Genomic DNA, 14,217 nt, shown 5'->3' with positions numbered 1-14,217 from the left:
AGCTAGGTGCTTTTGTAGGGTGGGTTAGGCGCGCAGCGGCGTAACCCACCAATGTATCCCAGCCTATTCGGCTGATGGGTATCGCTGCGCTCAACCGATCCTACGGCGATGCTTATTTGATCGCCTTGAGCACCACAAACTTCGGTGTGGCCGCCACTTGTTCGACGCCACGGAACAGCCGCTTTAGCTTGGCGTGGTAGCCCAGGTGGCGGTTGCCGACTATCCACAGCTCGCCACCGGTTACTAAGGCGGCGCGAGCTTGCTGGAACATGCGCCAGGCGAGGAAGTCGCCCACCACCTGCTGCTGGTGGAAGGGCGGGTTGCATAACACCAGGTCCAGCGAATCCTCTGCCTGTTCGGCCAGACCGTCGCCGGCGCGAATCTCTACCGGGCGCTCGCCGAGCGCGGTGCGCCAGTTCGTTTGTGCCGATTGTACGGCCATATACGACTCATCCACCAAGCTCAGTTCAGCCAGTGGGCTGCCCAGGGCATAGGCGATGCCAAGTACGCCGTTGCCGCAACCGAGGTCGGCTACGCGTACGCGGCTCAGGTGTTTGGGTAGGTGTGGGAGAAAGGCCCGGGTGCCGATATCCAAATCTTCACGGCAGAACAGGTTAGCGTGGTTGCACAATTCAATGGCCGGTTTGTCCAGGCGGTAGCGCGTGGGGTAGGGCGATACCGGCGCTGGTTTTGATTCAGGTGTTGTGATTAACAGTCGAGCTTTTTTCACCGCCAGCGAGGCCTGTACCGGGCCAATATATTTCTCCAGCAGATCACCAGCAGCGCGCGGCAGGTGCTTGACCATGGCCGCGGCAATCACCTGTGCGCCCGGGGCGAGCTGGCCGTGCAGGCGAATCAGTTGCTCCTCCAGCAACGCCAACGTCTTGGGTACGCGGATTAGCACCCGATCAAATGGCCCCTGCGCGCTCGCGCTGGCCGGGACAAACTCCACGGCCTCTGTTGGTAGCAGGTTGCGTTGCAGGTTGACCTGCAAGCCCAGGTGGCCGAGGTGCGAGTCGCCACTGCTGCTGACCTGCGCATGGCCAGCCAGGCTGGCCGCTAGCGCGCCGAAGCTGTCATTCAATACCAATACCCGAGCGCTATTCGCCAGCCCTTGCTGGTGCAGATGGTTGAGCAGGTATTCGTCTGCTGCATCGAACGCTTGCAGCGGTTCGTGTGGCTGGTCGGGTTGGCGAATCAGGTCGAGTTGGGCAAATGGCGTAACGAATATAGGCATATAGGCTGCTGGTGTTTGTTCGAGGCGGTTTGCGGGACACTGGGCAGAAGTCACCACAGTGGGAGCCAGTATGACTGTCAGCGAAGACAAGTTCACCCAGCAAACCCTCACCAGCGTTCACGCCTGGTCGCCCAGCCTGTTCAGCCTGCGCTGTAGTCGCGATCCAGGATTTCGTTTTCGCGCCGGGCAGTTTGCTCGCCTGGGCGTGCAGAAGGCCGACGGCACACAGGTGTGGCGCGCCTATTCGATGGCCTCAGCGCCTCATGATGAGTTCCTTGAGTTCTTCTCTATCGTTGTGCCGGGCGGTGAGTTCACCTCTGAGCTGAGCCGGCTGCAGGTCGGCGACAGCCTGTTGGTGGAAAAGCAGGCCATGGGCTTTCTCACCCTTGAGCGTTTTGCTGATGGCCGTGATCTCTGGCTACTGGCAAGCGGTACGGGTTTGGCGCCTTTCCTGTCAATTCTGCAGGGGCTGGAGGTTTGGCAGAGTTTTCAGCGGGTGCTGCTGGTGTACAGCGCGCGTACGGCCAGCGAGCTGGCTTATCAGCCGTTGATTGAGGGGTTGATGCAGCAAGAGCATTTGCAGGAGTACGCCGAGCAGTTTGTCTATCTGCCGCTGGTGACCCGTGAGCAGGTGCCTGGCTGCCTGCATGGGCGCATCACCACATTGCTGGACAGTGGTGAGTTGGAGCGCGCGGCCGGGGTTGATCTTGATCCGCTGCATTCGCGGCTGATGATCTGCGGTAACCCACAGATGATTGATGACACGCGCACGCTGCTCAAGCAGCGCGACTTGCAGCTCAGCCTGACGCGGCGGCCGGGGCAGGTGGCTGTGGAGAATTACTGGTAGCGGTTACTCAGGTAAAAAAGCACCCTAAGGTGCCTTTATCAATACTTGCCAGGTGTTATTCCTTGGCTTGTTGGGCCTTGAGCAAGTCGCGGATCTCGCTGAGCAGCTCTTGGTCCTTGGTCGGCGCGGCAGGTGCTGCCGGGGCGGCTTCTTCTTCGCGTTTGAGTTTGTTGAGCACCTTGATGCCCATAAAGATGGCAAAGGCGACGATCAGAAAGTCGAGCACGGTCTGGATAAACTTGCCATAGGCCAGTACCACAGCGGGCAGGTCACCTTCAGCCGCTTTCAGGGTGATGGCCAGGTCGGTGAAATCTACGCCGCCAATCAGTACGCCTAGCGGTGGCATCACCACATCGCCAACGAAGGACGAGACGATCTTGCCAAAGGCAGCACCGATGATGATACCGACAGCCATGTCGACCACGTTGCCCTTGACGGCAAAGGCTTTGAATTCACTGATTATGCTCATGTTGCATTTCCTGGTAGATGAAGTTGCGCTGAGTGTAATTCAGCGTGCGCCGCTTGCCAGCCAGTTATTAGCTCGGCAGGTGCACATCGGGAAGCGCTTCGAAAGCCGGTTTTGCCAGTAGATAGCCTTGGAATAACTCCACGCCCATGTCTTGTAATGTTCGCAGCTCACCAAGGCTTTCGATGCCTTCGGCAATCACCCGGATATTCAATTTGCGGCACATTTGCAGGGTGGCATCGACCAGAATCTGCCGCACGCTGTCCTGGTCGATGTTGCGGATCAGTTGCATGTCCAGCTTGATCAGGTCGGGCTGGAAGTCGGCCAGTAGATTAAGGCCAGCATAGCCAGCGCCAAAATCATCAATGGCGGTCATAAAACCTTGCTTGCGATAAGCCCGCAGAATGCCGGAAACATGGTCGATATCCAGCACCTGCTCTTGTTCGGTGACTTCGAAGATGATGCGTTGCAGTGGAAAACTGAGCCGTTGTGCGGCCTCCAACGTGGCGCGGATGCAGGTCTCGGCTTTATATACCGCGTTGGGCATAAAGTTGATCGAGACCATGGCCGGCACTTGCAGTTTTGCTGCCCACTCTAGTGCGGCAATTCGGCAGGCTTGGTCGAACGGGTAAAGGTCGTCCTTGCTCAGCCGGCCCAGCAGGCTACCTGCGGACTCGCCTGCCGTGCCGCGCACCAATGCTTCGTGGGCAAAGATAGCGCCAGTACTCAGGTTGACGATGGGCTGAAAGGCCATGCTGATGGGGAAGCTCAGTCCCTTACCGTCACGGCAAGCCGAACATCCTGATGCTGTACTCATAACCTGTTCTCTTGATGGGCGTAGTGCTCGGGCAACGATAGCAGAAGTTACCCGAGCGCTCGTGTTTCAAGGCATTCGGCAGAGCCGTCGCGACTGGGCTAGGCTCTACGCAGGCCCGTCATGAGGATGCCGTTATGCCCTTGGAACATCATCCGCTGCACCGCGAGTTTCCTGAGTTCATTACGCAGTTGCACGCTTTGTTGTCCAGTGACGGACATTTCGCTCGCCTCGCCGAGGAGTACGAAGAACTCGATAAGCGCATCTATGAGGTGGAGAGCGGGCGTGTTGCCATTGATGAAATTCTTCTCCTCGGCCTGAAAATGCAGCGTGTCAGCCTCAAGGACGAGCTCGCGGTATTCCTGAGTAAAGCGCCATAACCTTGTTGGCTTGATCCGGGTCAAGTGCTGAGCCCGGGTCAGGGGATAGTCTGTAGGCAATGATTATCCCTAAGGAGTGCCAGCATGCACGTTGAACATCACCCGTTGGTTAAAGACTTCCCTGAGCTGCGTGGTGCGCTGCATGAGCTGCGCGTCAACGACGCCGACTTCGCCCGCCTAGCCGACAGTTACGAGACGCTGGATAAGCGCATTTGCCGTATTGAGGCAGGCAGTGAGTTATTGGCCGATGATGTGCTGTTGTCGCTCAAACAAGAGCGAGTCGGTCTTAAAGACGAAGTGGCGCGTCGACTCAAGCGGTCTGCTGGGCAGTGTTGTGGATGCGGCAATGGCTGCAAATCCTAAGAACCTGCTTACGCTCTGCTGCGAGGCGGTCCGGTATGGAAAGCAGGTTATAAAGTTCTAGAGCTGTAAATATATCCAGCTATTTCGTATGATCCGGGCTCAGCATTTATAGGAGTCCGGTATGGCCAAGGCCAAGCGCATGTATGGCTGCACCGAGTGCGGCTCGACCTTTCCCAAGTGGGCTGGCCAGTGCGGCGAGTGTGGGGCCTGGAACACCTTGGTCGAGACCCTGCTGGAAGCCAATGCGACAACCCCCAGCGGGCGCGCTGGTTGGGCGGGCGAGCAGGTACAGATCAAAACCCTGGCGGAAGTCAGTGTTGAGGAAGTACCGCGCTTTTCCACTGCGTCCGGTGAGCTTGATCGGGTTCTTGGTGGCGGCTTGGTGGATGGCTCGGTGGTGCTGATCGGCGGCGACCCCGGCATTGGCAAGTCGACCATTCTGCTGCAAACCCTGTGCAATATCGCCACGCGCTTTCCTGCGTTGTATGTCACTGGTGAGGAGTCTCAGCAGCAGGTGGCCATGCGCGCTCGGCGCCTGGGTTTGCCGGAAGACAAGCTTAAGGTGATGACCGAAACCTGCATCGAAAGCATCATCGCCACCGCACGCCTGGAAAAGCCCAAGGTGATGGTGATCGACTCGATCCAGACGATCTTTACCGAGCAACTGCAATCAGCTCCCGGCGGCGTTGCCCAAGTGCGCGAGAGTGCGGCGTTGCTGGTGCGCTTTGCCAAACAGAGTGGCACGGCGATCTTTCTGGTCGGCCATGTAACCAAGGAGGGCGCGTTGGCCGGGCCGCGTGTACTCGAACATATGGTCGACACTGTGCTGTATTTCGAGGGCGAGTCAGATGGTCGCCTGCGTTTGCTGCGCGCGGTGAAGAACCGCTTCGGTGCGATCAACGAGCTGGGCGTTTTTGGCATGACCGATAAGGGCCTGAAAGAGGTGACCAACCCTTCGGCGATCTTCCTCACCCGTGCTCAGGAAGAAGTGCCCGGCAGCGTGGTGATGGCCACCTGGGAAGGCACTCGGCCAATGCTGGTGGAAGTACAGGCGTTGGTCGATACCAGTCATATGGCCAATCCGCGCCGCGTAACTTTGGGGTTGGATCAGAACCGTTTGGCCATGCTCCTGGCCGTACTACACCGCCATGGCGGCATCCCCACCTATGACCAGGACGTGTTCCTTAACGTGGTCGGCGGGGTCAAGGTACTGGAAACCGCCTCAGACTTGGCGCTGATGGCTGCGGTGATTTCTAGCTTGCGCAACAAGCCGCTGCCGCATGATTTGCTGGTTTTCGGCGAGGTGGGGTTGTCTGGGGAAATTCGCCCGGTGCCGAGCGGTCAGGAGCGCTTGAAAGAAGCGGCCAAGCACGGTTTCAAGCGTGCCATCGTGCCTAAAGGCAATGCGCCGAAAGATCCGCCGCCCGGTTTGCAGGTGATTGCGGTAACGCGCCTGGAGCAGGCGCTGGATGCGCTGTTCGAGTAGCGCAGCAGTGGGAATGAAAAAAGGAGGTCTAGGCCTCCTTTTTGTTTACTCGTCTTCGCCGAGTGCGGCGAGCTCACGTTCTAGCAGGCTGTCATCGCCGAGGTTGAGTTCCACTAGGCGACGCAGGTGGCTGATTGAGTCGAGGTCGATATGCCTGCAGACGAAACCGAGCAGGTTGTCCTGGGTGCGGGTCAGTACCACTTCCATGCGCACACGAGTGTCGTCGGCCAGTTGAATGTTGGCTTCGAACGGTTGGTTTGGGTCGCCATTCCAGTCAGTAGGGCGTTTGATCAGTAGACCTTTCAGTGACACGTCATGCAGTTCGACTGTCCAACGCCGTTCGCCTTGGACGATCTCGGTCGGTGCGTCGAAAGCGATGCGGTGAAAGCGCCGACGCTCATTGTCTGTATCGCTCATGCAAAGAAACTCCTGCGAGGTTTCATTCACTATAGCCAAGGCTGCTGCCGATGGCTTGGTTTTATCTAGGCAGCGACCCGGCGGTATGGCCACAAAAAACCCGCCAGAAGGCGGGTTTTCAGTCGCTGATGCTGCTTATCAGTTGCCGTAAACCGGGAACTTGGCGCAGACCGCTTTGACTTGCTCGCGTACGCGAGCTTCAACCGCTTCATCGCCCAGGTTGGCGAGGATTTCGCAGATCCAGCCAGCCAGTGCGCGGCACTCGTCTTCCTTGAAGCCGCGAGTGGTCACGGCTGGGGTGCCGATACGCAGGCCCGAGGTGACGAATGGCGAGCGTGGATCGTTCGGTACGCTGTTCTTGTTCACGGTGATAAAGGCGCGACCCAGGGCGGCGTCAGCGTCTTTACCGGTGATGTCTTGCTTGATCAGCGAGAGCAGGAACAGGTGGTTTTCAGTACCGCCGGAAACCACGTCGTAGCCGTTTTCGATAAACACGCTGGCCATGGCCTGAGCGTTCTTGATCACTTGCTGCTGGTAGGTTTTGAACTCAGGCTGCAGGGCTTCTTTGAAGCACACGGCCTTGGCCGCGATGACGTGTTCCAGCGGGCCGCCTTGGCCACCTGGGAATACTGCGGAGTTGAGTTTCTTCTCCAACGCTTCGTTGGCACGGGCGAGGATCAGGCCGCCGCGTGGACCGCGCAGGGTTTTGTGGGTGGTGGTGGTGACCACGTCAGCGAACGGCACCGGATTCGGGTACACGCCAGCGGCAACCAGGCCGGCTACGTGCGCCATGTCGACGAACAGGTAAGCGCCAACTTTGTCGGCGATGGCGCGGAAGCGTGGGAAGTCCAGAACCTGCGAGTAGGCGCTGAAACCAGCAATGATCATCTTCGGCTTGTGCTCAACAGCCAGGCGCTCGACTTCGTCGTAGTCAATCAGGCCAGCGTCAGTGATGCCGTACTGCACCGCGTTGTACATCTTGCCGGAGAAGCTGACGCTGGCTCCGTGGGTCAGGTGGCCGCCGTGGGCCAGGCTCATGCCCAGTACGGTGTCGCCGGCTTCCAGCAGGGCCATGTAAACGGCGCTGTTGGCTTGGCTACCGGAGTGCGGCTGGACGTTGGCGTAGTCGGCAGCGAACAGTTCCTTGGCACGGTCGATGGCCAACTGCTCGACGATGTCGACGTATTCGCAACCGCCGTAGTAACGCTTGCCTGGGTAGCCTTCAGCGTACTTGTTGGTCAGTACCGAGCCTTGGGCTTCCATCACCGCTGGGCTGGTGTAGTTTTCCGAGGCAATCAGCTCGATGTGATGTTCCTGGCGCTGGGCTTCTTGCTCCATCGCGGCAAACAATTCGGCGTCATAACGGGCAAGAGTCAAATCACGGCTGAACATAGCATTCCCCTGAGAAAATCAGCTGGGCGGTAGAAAGAGGGGGCGAATTCTACCCCATACGCTATGACCTGGCATATGAAGCTTGATCATCTGTCGGACAAACGCGGCTCATGCTCAGGGCGTTTAGCCGAGCATAAATAGCGCGCTACCGGTGAACAGGGCGGTGAATTGCTGCGCGGGCATCGGCCGGCCGAGTAGGAAGCCCTGTACTTCATCGCAGTCATGGCCGCGCAGGAAGTCTAGTTGTGCCAGGGTTTCTACGCCTTCAGCGATAACCGTAAGGTTCAGGCTGTGCGCCATGGCGATGATGGCCCGGGCGATTTGCCCGTCTTGTTCGCCATGCGGCAGGCCGTCGACAAAGCTGCGATCAATCTTCAGCACGTCAATGGGGAATTGCTTGAGGTAGTTCAGCGACGAGTAGCCGGTGCCAAAGTCGTCAATGGCGATAAATACCCCAAGTTTTTTCAGGCGGGTAAGCGTTTGCATCGCGTTGGATACATCCTCCATGAGGATGCTTTCGGTCAGTTCCAGCTCCAGGCAACTGGCAGCAAGCGTGCTTTGTTGGAGAATCTGGGCCACACGCTGATCTAAATCACCTTCAGCGAACTGGCGAGCGGAAAGGTTGACGGAGATCTTCGGTACGCGAATTTTCGCCTGGCGCCATTCCACCATCTGCCGGCAGGACTCACGCAGAGCCCAATCGCCTACCTGAACAATCAGGCCGAGCTCTTCCAGCACCGGGATAAAGTCGGTTGGTGGCACGAGCCCGCGTTGCGGATGCTGCCAGCGTAGCAGCGCCTCGGCGCCCGTTAGGCGTTTGCCATCGCTGGAAAACTGCGGCTGGTAATACAGTTTGAATTCACCCTGCTCTAGGGCGTGGCGCAGGTCGCTTTCCAGTTCCAGGCGTTGCAGGGCGCTGGCGTTCATGTCGGCTTGGTAGAACTGGAAGTTGTTCTTGCCGCGTTCTTTGGCGTGGTACATCGCCGTGTCAGCATTCTTCATCAGTTGACTGAGCTCGTTACCGTCCTGTGGGCTGAGGGCGATACCGATACTGGCTGTGACGAAAAACTCGCGGCCTTCAAGAATAAACGGCTGCGCCATGCTGGCGAGAATCTGTTCGCCGACATGAATAGCACGGGTCATCGCACCACTGCGTTGCGGCTGAGAATTCAGCAGGAGGGTGAACTCATCGCCGCCCATACGCGCCACCGTGTCGTCGCTGTTGACGCAGGCGCTCAGGCGCAAGGCCACTTCCTTGAGCATGCGATCACCAGCAGCATGGCCGAGGGAGTCGTTGATCGGCTTGAAGCGGTCAAGGTCGAGGAACATCAACACCACCCACTCCTGATGCCGTTCACCGTGTAACAGTGCGCTGTGTAGGCGGTCCTGAAACAGGGTGCGGTTAGGCAGTTGGGTCAGGGCGTCGTAGTAGGCCAGCCGATGAATGCGCTGTTCGCTGGCTTTGCGCTCGCTGATGTCGCTAAAGAAGCACACGTAGCTGACCAGGTCACCTTCATCGTCTTTGATCGCGGTGATGCCGACCCAGGCCGGGAATTTCTCGCCGCTTCTGCGCTTGAGCCACACCTCGCCTTCCCAGCTACCTTGCTGGTTGAGTTGCTTGATGACATAGGACAGGTGGCTGGCCTGTTGCGTGTCGGCGGTGAGGGTGTTCGGCAACTGATCAAGGATCTGCTCTGAGGAGTAGCCACTGACTCGGCTGAAGGCATTGTTGACTTGAACGATATAGCCCGCAGGGTCGGTAACCAGAATCGCCGCCGTGGAGTGTTCAAATACTGTGGCGGCCATGCGCAGCTCTTTTTCTGCGCGGCGTTGCAGGCTGATGTCGCGGCCGACTCCGAGTAGGCCCTCGAAGCGTCCGCTGTCGTCCCACATCGGCACCAGGCGCAGTTCCACGGGAATCTTCTTGCCGTCGGCACGTAGCGCGTCAAAGACGAACAGTTGCGGCAAGAACTGCTCGCGCAACTCAGCCATTCGCTGCGGGTCACCCAGGGCGTTGCGTACACGCTCCAGTAGCGCGTAGAAACCTGACAGTTGACGTGGGTTAGTGGCTAGGCTGTGGAAGCCATTGGCCAAGGCCCATTCGCTGTCATAACCCAGTACCGGCATTACCGAGGGACTGACGTAGTTGGGCTGCAGGTGGTTGTTAGTGGAGAAAATTACGTCGCTGATACTTTCAGCCAGCAGGCGATAGCGCTGTTCGCTGGTGCGCAGCGATTCGCTATGGGTGATCTGTTCGGTGATGTCTTTGGCTACGCCAATCAGTCTGCTGACGCGGCCTTTGTCATCGCGCGCCAAGGCCTGTTCGCGAATGTCGAACCAGTGCCAGCTGCCGTCACGGTGCCGCCAGCGCAATTCGAACTGCATCAGTAGACCGTTGCCGACCACCTGTTGAATATTGCGCATGCGCTGATACAGCTCGACATCATCAGGATGCAGGAGCTTTTCCCATAAGCGCTCACCGAACTGATGCATTTCGGCTTTGCTGTAGCCCAGTTGCGGGCCAAGGTGGTTGTTGCTGAACATCACCCGCTTACTGGCAATGTCGTGCACATAAATGGTGTCTGGCACGGCGCTGACCACATCTGACCAGAAGCGCTCGCGCTCAATCAGCGAGGTCTCGGTGCGTTTACGATTGGTGATGTCGCTGATGCTCAGGGTTACAGCTTGTAGGTCGTCGACATTTTCCGGCAGACGCAACAGCAGCCACAGGTGGCGCTCGTCGTCCTGAGGTGTGCTGATTTGGCGCTCCATTTCCAGCAGGCCGCTGCCATTGATCAGGGTGTGGAGCAATTGCATGCGGAAGCCGCCAGGACTTAGCGGGCCGCTGTTGAACAGGTGTTGCCAAGCCTGTTGGTTGGACTCCACACCGAGCAACTGCAGGGCTACCTGATTAGTTTCGGTCAGGCGCATACGCTTGCAGAGCTCGGCGTGCCGCTGTGGCTCTTGGTCCAGCCAGTGCTGCAACTCGGCTGGGTTATGCAGCTGCTGTTGCTGTAAATAATGATGCAGTTCAGCAAGGTCAAGTACGCACAAGGCTGTACCTGTACCGTCGAAGATGTCCTGATAGCGCCGGCGAGTTTCCTGCAGCACGTGCGAGGCATGCTGTTCTTCGGTGACATCACGTAGCACCCAGACAAAGCCAGCGCGCTTGTTGTCTTCACTGAGGTCGCTGCGGCTGATGTCATACAGATGAGGGCGGCCGTTCTGTTGGATTTCTACCAGGTCGGGGCCGAGGTCATTGTGCAGCGCGGTATCGTGCAGCAGCAGGGGGTCGAGGCGAGGTAGCAGCTTGAGCAGGTGCCAGTCGCGTGCGTCATCGCTACGCAGACCGAACATGGCCTCAGCCTGTGGGTTGAGGTACTGCAATTGGCCGCTGCTATCGGTGACCAGTACTCGCTCCTCGATAGCCCCCAGCACGCTGGCGGCTTGTTGCAGGGAACGCCGTGAGGCTGTGTTGAGGGCGTGCAGGGTGCGTTGTTCATGTAATAAGCGATACAGCGCCAGCAGCGTCAGGGTGGCACAGAGGATAAAGAGCAGCAGTTTGCTGGCCTGTTGTGGCAATTGTTCGGCGCGCACCTTGCGCTCGTTGAACAATGCGCGCAGTTGCCAATCGCTACCCTTGAGGGCGATCTCCTGCATGCTTTGATCGAGGTTCTCGGCTGTTACGGGCAGCGCAATGGAGGTGCTGCTTTCGGTGCCGGTTATATTGCTGGCAATTACCCGCTGCACATTGAGGTCTTCCAGCAACCATTGGTATGAGCTTTGATGGTTCTCGTGCAACCAACTACGCAAGGCTTGATTGCTCAGGCGTAGTACCCAGAAGTTACTGTCTGGGCTCTCGGCGTCTTGGCGCAAAAGTAGGTAGATGCGGCCCTTTTCGTTAGCGCTGAATGCGTAGAAAAAACCTTCCCCGCGCCCGCGTTGCACCAGCTCGTGCAGGTACAGCGCGTCCTCTGTGGACGTGTGGCTGTCGGCGGTTACCTCGCCGCGAGCATTTAGCCAGGCCAGGCTGCGCAGTGTCGGGAAAACTCCGCGCAGGGTCTGCAGGAGTTTTTCCTGCTTGTCGGCGCTGGTTGGCGGCTGGCGATGATTTTGCAGAAGGGCCAGGCCGGCGCTGGCCTTGAGTTCCATGTTCAGACTGAGATGGTTAGCCAGCTGCGAACTGTAGGCTTGGCCTAGTTGGCGCTGGTTCTCTAGCAGTTGCTGAGACTCCTGGCGCAGTTGCCAGAGCAGCAATACCAGCATGCTTAGCACCAGAACCACTAGTGCCATACGTGTCGGCCCACGCATCGCTTCAGCCGGCGCAGTGCCGGGTGTGCGCGGTGTGGTTGGGGGCGTGACAGTAGACAACGACTTGCATCCTGAGCTGGGCGGCTATGGGCTGGTCCCCGGATAGGGCGCGTTAGGGGCGGCCACCAGGGGCCGCTAGCATGCCATAACCGTGGCAAAGTGCCAGCGCCGCCGACGAGCGTTGTTTGTCCTGTGTCAGCTATGTCGACAGTTTCTCGAAGGTTATCTCAGTTGCGGTGGGTCTTTTTTATTCGAGAGCATTTCTTTCGATGTGTTTTGTTCAGCGAAGGTTTTTGCCCCTGACGACAATGCCTAGCCAGCACATTCTGCGCGCTAATTTGTTGGGCGCCTGCTGATGCGTGGTGGCGCTCGTCGACTACTCCAGGCAGCAGCTCGGCAGCAGACTAATAGTGTGGGGGAGAGTTCAGGCAGGAGTCGCTAGTGAGGGCGACGAGTGGCATATTTTCTCGATGCAATCTTCGCGCTCAAAGGTTTTGGCTTGCTCTTCCAGCCACGCGCAGAACGTTTGGATAGACGGGTTGTTTGCGAGCTTCTTCAGAAAAACGGCATAGACGCCGTCGTCTTCAACGACATCTTTGAATAGTGGGATCAAGTGTCCGTTGGCAACCTCATCGGCGACCAGAACGTGCCGTCCCAGAGCTACGCCTCGGTCGTTTAAAGCGGCACCGACGATCAAGTCCGCCTGGTTGAAACGGTAACCGCCGCTGCAATCAATGTGGTGAATGCCGCGTTCAGCCAGCCATTTTTGCCAAGACGTGGCGAGCTTGGCTTGTGGCAGTGAGTCGTGCAGAAGTATTGCCCGGCTGAGGTCTGCCGGCTCGCGCAGTTCCAGTGTTTGTTGCAGTGAGGGGCTGATGACTGGGTAGACATAATCGCGAAACAGTAAGCGCTGTTCCGTGCCATGTTGATCGGCAAAGCCATGACAGATGCCGATATCGACGGTTTCGTTATGGAAGTTAGGCTCGTTGAATTCGGCAATCAGGTGCAGATCAATATGCGGGTGCTTGCTGTGAAAGTCCTGCAACCGTGGCATTAGCCAGCGGTTGGCAAACGACGGCATGCAATAAACAGTCAGTTTGTTGCGCTGGGTTAGCGCGCCGATATTACCCAGCGTTTCACTGAGCAGCCCCAGGGCCGAGTGCACTGCCGGGTAGAGCCGCGTGCCAGGGGCGGTCAGCAGCAGGTGGCGCGTGCGGCGCTCGAACAGTTTGTAGCCCAGGCGCTGCTCAAGCTGGATGACCTTCTGACTCACCGCACTTTGCGATATGCACAGTTCGTCAGCGGCCAGAGTAAAGCTCAGGTGGCGCGCAGCGGCTTCAAAGTAGCGCAATGATTCGAGTGGTGGAAGGCGAAGGGACACACAAGCTCCTGGGACACCGGTCAGTCCGTTATCGGTAAGCGTTAAACGAGGCGACCCAACAGCCAAGGCACGCAACGTGCCAATCAGCCATAGCCCACTGTTGTGCGGGCTCAGGTGCTGCTGGCGCTGCTCTTTGATCTGAAATGGTGCATTAGCGCTGCTTATGTGTGCGGATTAGCAAATAGCGTTTGTTGAGCGCTTCGCCGGTTCACACAATGGCTGCAACCCTTAGCCATCAAGCGCGTCGCTGGAGAGCCTGAAGATGACAATCGCACCCGTGCTATATCTGAGAAAACTACTCTGTGTTGCTGGCGTATTGCTGGTTACGCAGGCCCAGGCCCAGGCCGATTTGCTTGATGAAATCAAAGCGCGCGGTGAGATCGTGGTGGCCACGGAAGCGCGCTACGCGCCGTTCGAGATGCTTGAGGACGGCAAGATCGTTGGCTATGGCAAGGATATGCTCGATGAGATTCTCAAGGATCTGCCTGGGGTTCAGCTTAAGCAGCTGGACTTGCCGTTCCAGAGCATCCTGGCTGGCCTGTCAGCCAAGCGTTACGACATCGTCGTTACCTCTCTGATGATCACGCGTCAGCGCCTGGCCGCTTATGCCTTCACCAACCCGATTTCCGATGCCTCGGTAGCCATACTCAAACGTAAGGCGGATGACAGCATCAACAGCCCTGAAGACATGGCCGGCAAGGTCATTGGTGTTCAGGCCGGTTCGGCGCAATACACAGCAGTGCGCAAGTTCGAGAGTGAGGTGCTTGCCGGCAAGGGTCTGAAGGTCAAGGAGATCAAAGAGTTCACTGACTACAACGAGGCATACGCCGCACTGGCCTCGCGTCGCGTCGACATTGTGCCGCAGGCATTGCCCAACCTGTCTTCGGTGGTGAAGTCGCGGCCGGATATGTTCGCCATTGTGCAGCCACCTTTCGGTGACAAGAGTTATTACGCCTGGGCTGCGCGCAAAGATGCGGAGTCGGCTTCCCTGGTGGCCTTCTTCAACGCCGGCATCCTCAAGCTGCAGAAGAGCGGCAAGCTCGCGGAGCTGCAGATGAAGTGGTTCGGTTTCACCATGGATGTGCCAGAAGGCGTTCTGCCTGAACCTGCGAACTAAGCCCGG

12 protein-coding genes are annotated in these 14,217 nt (G+C 58.1%); 5 read left to right on the top strand and 7 right to left on the bottom strand.

Annotated features, from left to right (window positions below):
• Nucleotides 1–112: 112 nt before the first annotated feature.
• A complete protein-coding gene (locus VCA57_RS07620) occupies nucleotides 113–1,237 on the bottom strand; it encodes a methyltransferase (RefSeq protein ID WP_411184373.1) in 1,125 nt (374 codons plus the stop codon).
• 70 nt (nucleotides 1,238–1,307) lie between these two features.
• On the opposite strand from VCA57_RS07620, the gene VCA57_RS07615 reads away from it, so the two are divergent.
• Complete coding sequence (locus VCA57_RS07615; RefSeq protein WP_411184372.1) at nucleotides 1,308–2,084, top strand: ferredoxin--NADP reductase; 777 nt, start codon at nucleotides 1,308–1,310, stop codon at nucleotides 2,082–2,084.
• A gap of 55 nt (nucleotides 2,085–2,139) precedes the next feature.
• Here the strand turns inward: VCA57_RS07615 and mscL are convergent, their stop codons facing one another.
• Together mscL and VCA57_RS07605 are read right to left on the bottom strand one after the other, a co-directional pair.
• Nucleotides 2,140–2,553 carry a large-conductance mechanosensitive channel protein MscL gene (gene mscL / locus VCA57_RS07610; RefSeq protein ID WP_411184371.1) on the bottom strand — a complete coding sequence of 138 codons (414 nt, stop codon included), beginning with the start codon at nucleotides 2,551–2,553 and terminating at the stop codon, nucleotides 2,140–2,142.
• 67 nt (nucleotides 2,554–2,620) lie between these two features.
• Nucleotides 2,621–3,367 carry an EAL domain-containing protein gene (locus tag VCA57_RS07605; protein ID WP_411184370.1) on the bottom strand — a complete coding sequence of 249 codons (747 nt, stop codon included), beginning with the start codon at nucleotides 3,365–3,367 and terminating at the stop codon, nucleotides 2,621–2,623.
• Nucleotides 3,368–3,501: 134 nt separating this feature from the next.
• On the opposite strand from VCA57_RS07605, the gene VCA57_RS07600 reads away from it, so the two are divergent.
• The 3 genes from VCA57_RS07600 (at nucleotide 3,502) to radA (ending at nucleotide 5,593) form a co-directional block, all read left to right on the top strand.
• Nucleotides 3,502–3,744, top strand: a complete 243-nt coding sequence (locus VCA57_RS07600; protein WP_411184369.1) for a YdcH family protein — start codon at nucleotides 3,502–3,504, stop codon at nucleotides 3,742–3,744.
• Nucleotides 3,745–3,828: 84 nt separating this feature from the next.
• On the top strand, nucleotides 3,829–4,107 hold the full coding sequence (locus VCA57_RS07595) for a YdcH family protein (RefSeq protein ID WP_411184368.1): 279 nt from the start codon (nucleotides 3,829–3,831) through the stop codon (nucleotides 4,105–4,107).
• Between the two features lie 121 nt (nucleotides 4,108–4,228).
• A complete protein-coding gene (radA, locus tag VCA57_RS07590; protein WP_411184367.1) occupies nucleotides 4,229–5,593 on the top strand; it encodes a DNA repair protein RadA in 1,365 nt (454 codons plus the stop codon).
• 45 nt (nucleotides 5,594–5,638) lie between these two features.
• On the opposite strand, the gene VCA57_RS07585 is transcribed toward radA, so the two are convergent.
• The 4 genes from VCA57_RS07585 to VCA57_RS07570 all read right to left on the bottom strand — a co-directional run bounded on the left by VCA57_RS07585 (nucleotide 5,639) and on the right by VCA57_RS07570 (nucleotide 13,094).
• Entirely contained in the window at nucleotides 5,639–6,010 is a 372-nt protein-coding gene (locus VCA57_RS07585; protein ID WP_411184366.1) for a PilZ domain-containing protein, read from the bottom strand.
• A 138-nt stretch (nucleotides 6,011–6,148) separates the two neighbouring features.
• Entirely contained in the window at nucleotides 6,149–7,402 is a 1,254-nt protein-coding gene (glyA, locus tag VCA57_RS07580; protein ID WP_411184365.1) for a serine hydroxymethyltransferase, read from the bottom strand.
• A gap of 123 nt (nucleotides 7,403–7,525) precedes the next feature.
• On the bottom strand, nucleotides 7,526–11,713 hold the full coding sequence (locus VCA57_RS07575) for an EAL domain-containing protein (protein ID WP_411184407.1): 4,188 nt from the start codon (nucleotides 11,711–11,713) through the stop codon (nucleotides 7,526–7,528).
• Nucleotides 11,714–12,137: 424 nt separating this feature from the next.
• Entirely contained in the window at nucleotides 12,138–13,094 is a 957-nt protein-coding gene (locus tag VCA57_RS07570) for a LysR substrate-binding domain-containing protein (protein ID WP_411184364.1), read from the bottom strand.
• 262 nt (nucleotides 13,095–13,356) lie between these two features.
• Between VCA57_RS07570 and VCA57_RS07565 the strand changes: the two genes are divergently transcribed.
• Nucleotides 13,357–14,211 (top strand): transporter substrate-binding domain-containing protein, encoded by an 855-nt coding sequence (locus tag VCA57_RS07565; RefSeq protein WP_411184363.1) that lies wholly within the window; start codon nucleotides 13,357–13,359, stop codon nucleotides 14,209–14,211.
• The last annotated feature ends 6 nt before the right edge of the window (nucleotides 14,212–14,217 follow it).

The organism is Pseudomonas sp. (assembly GCF_046581935.1).
In the GTDB taxonomy this organism is placed as follows: Bacteria; Pseudomonadota; Gammaproteobacteria; order Pseudomonadales; family Pseudomonadaceae; genus Aquipseudomonas.
The sequence above is the reverse complement of the archived record's forward strand: the minus strand, read 5'-3'. Positions and strand labels throughout refer to the sequence as shown.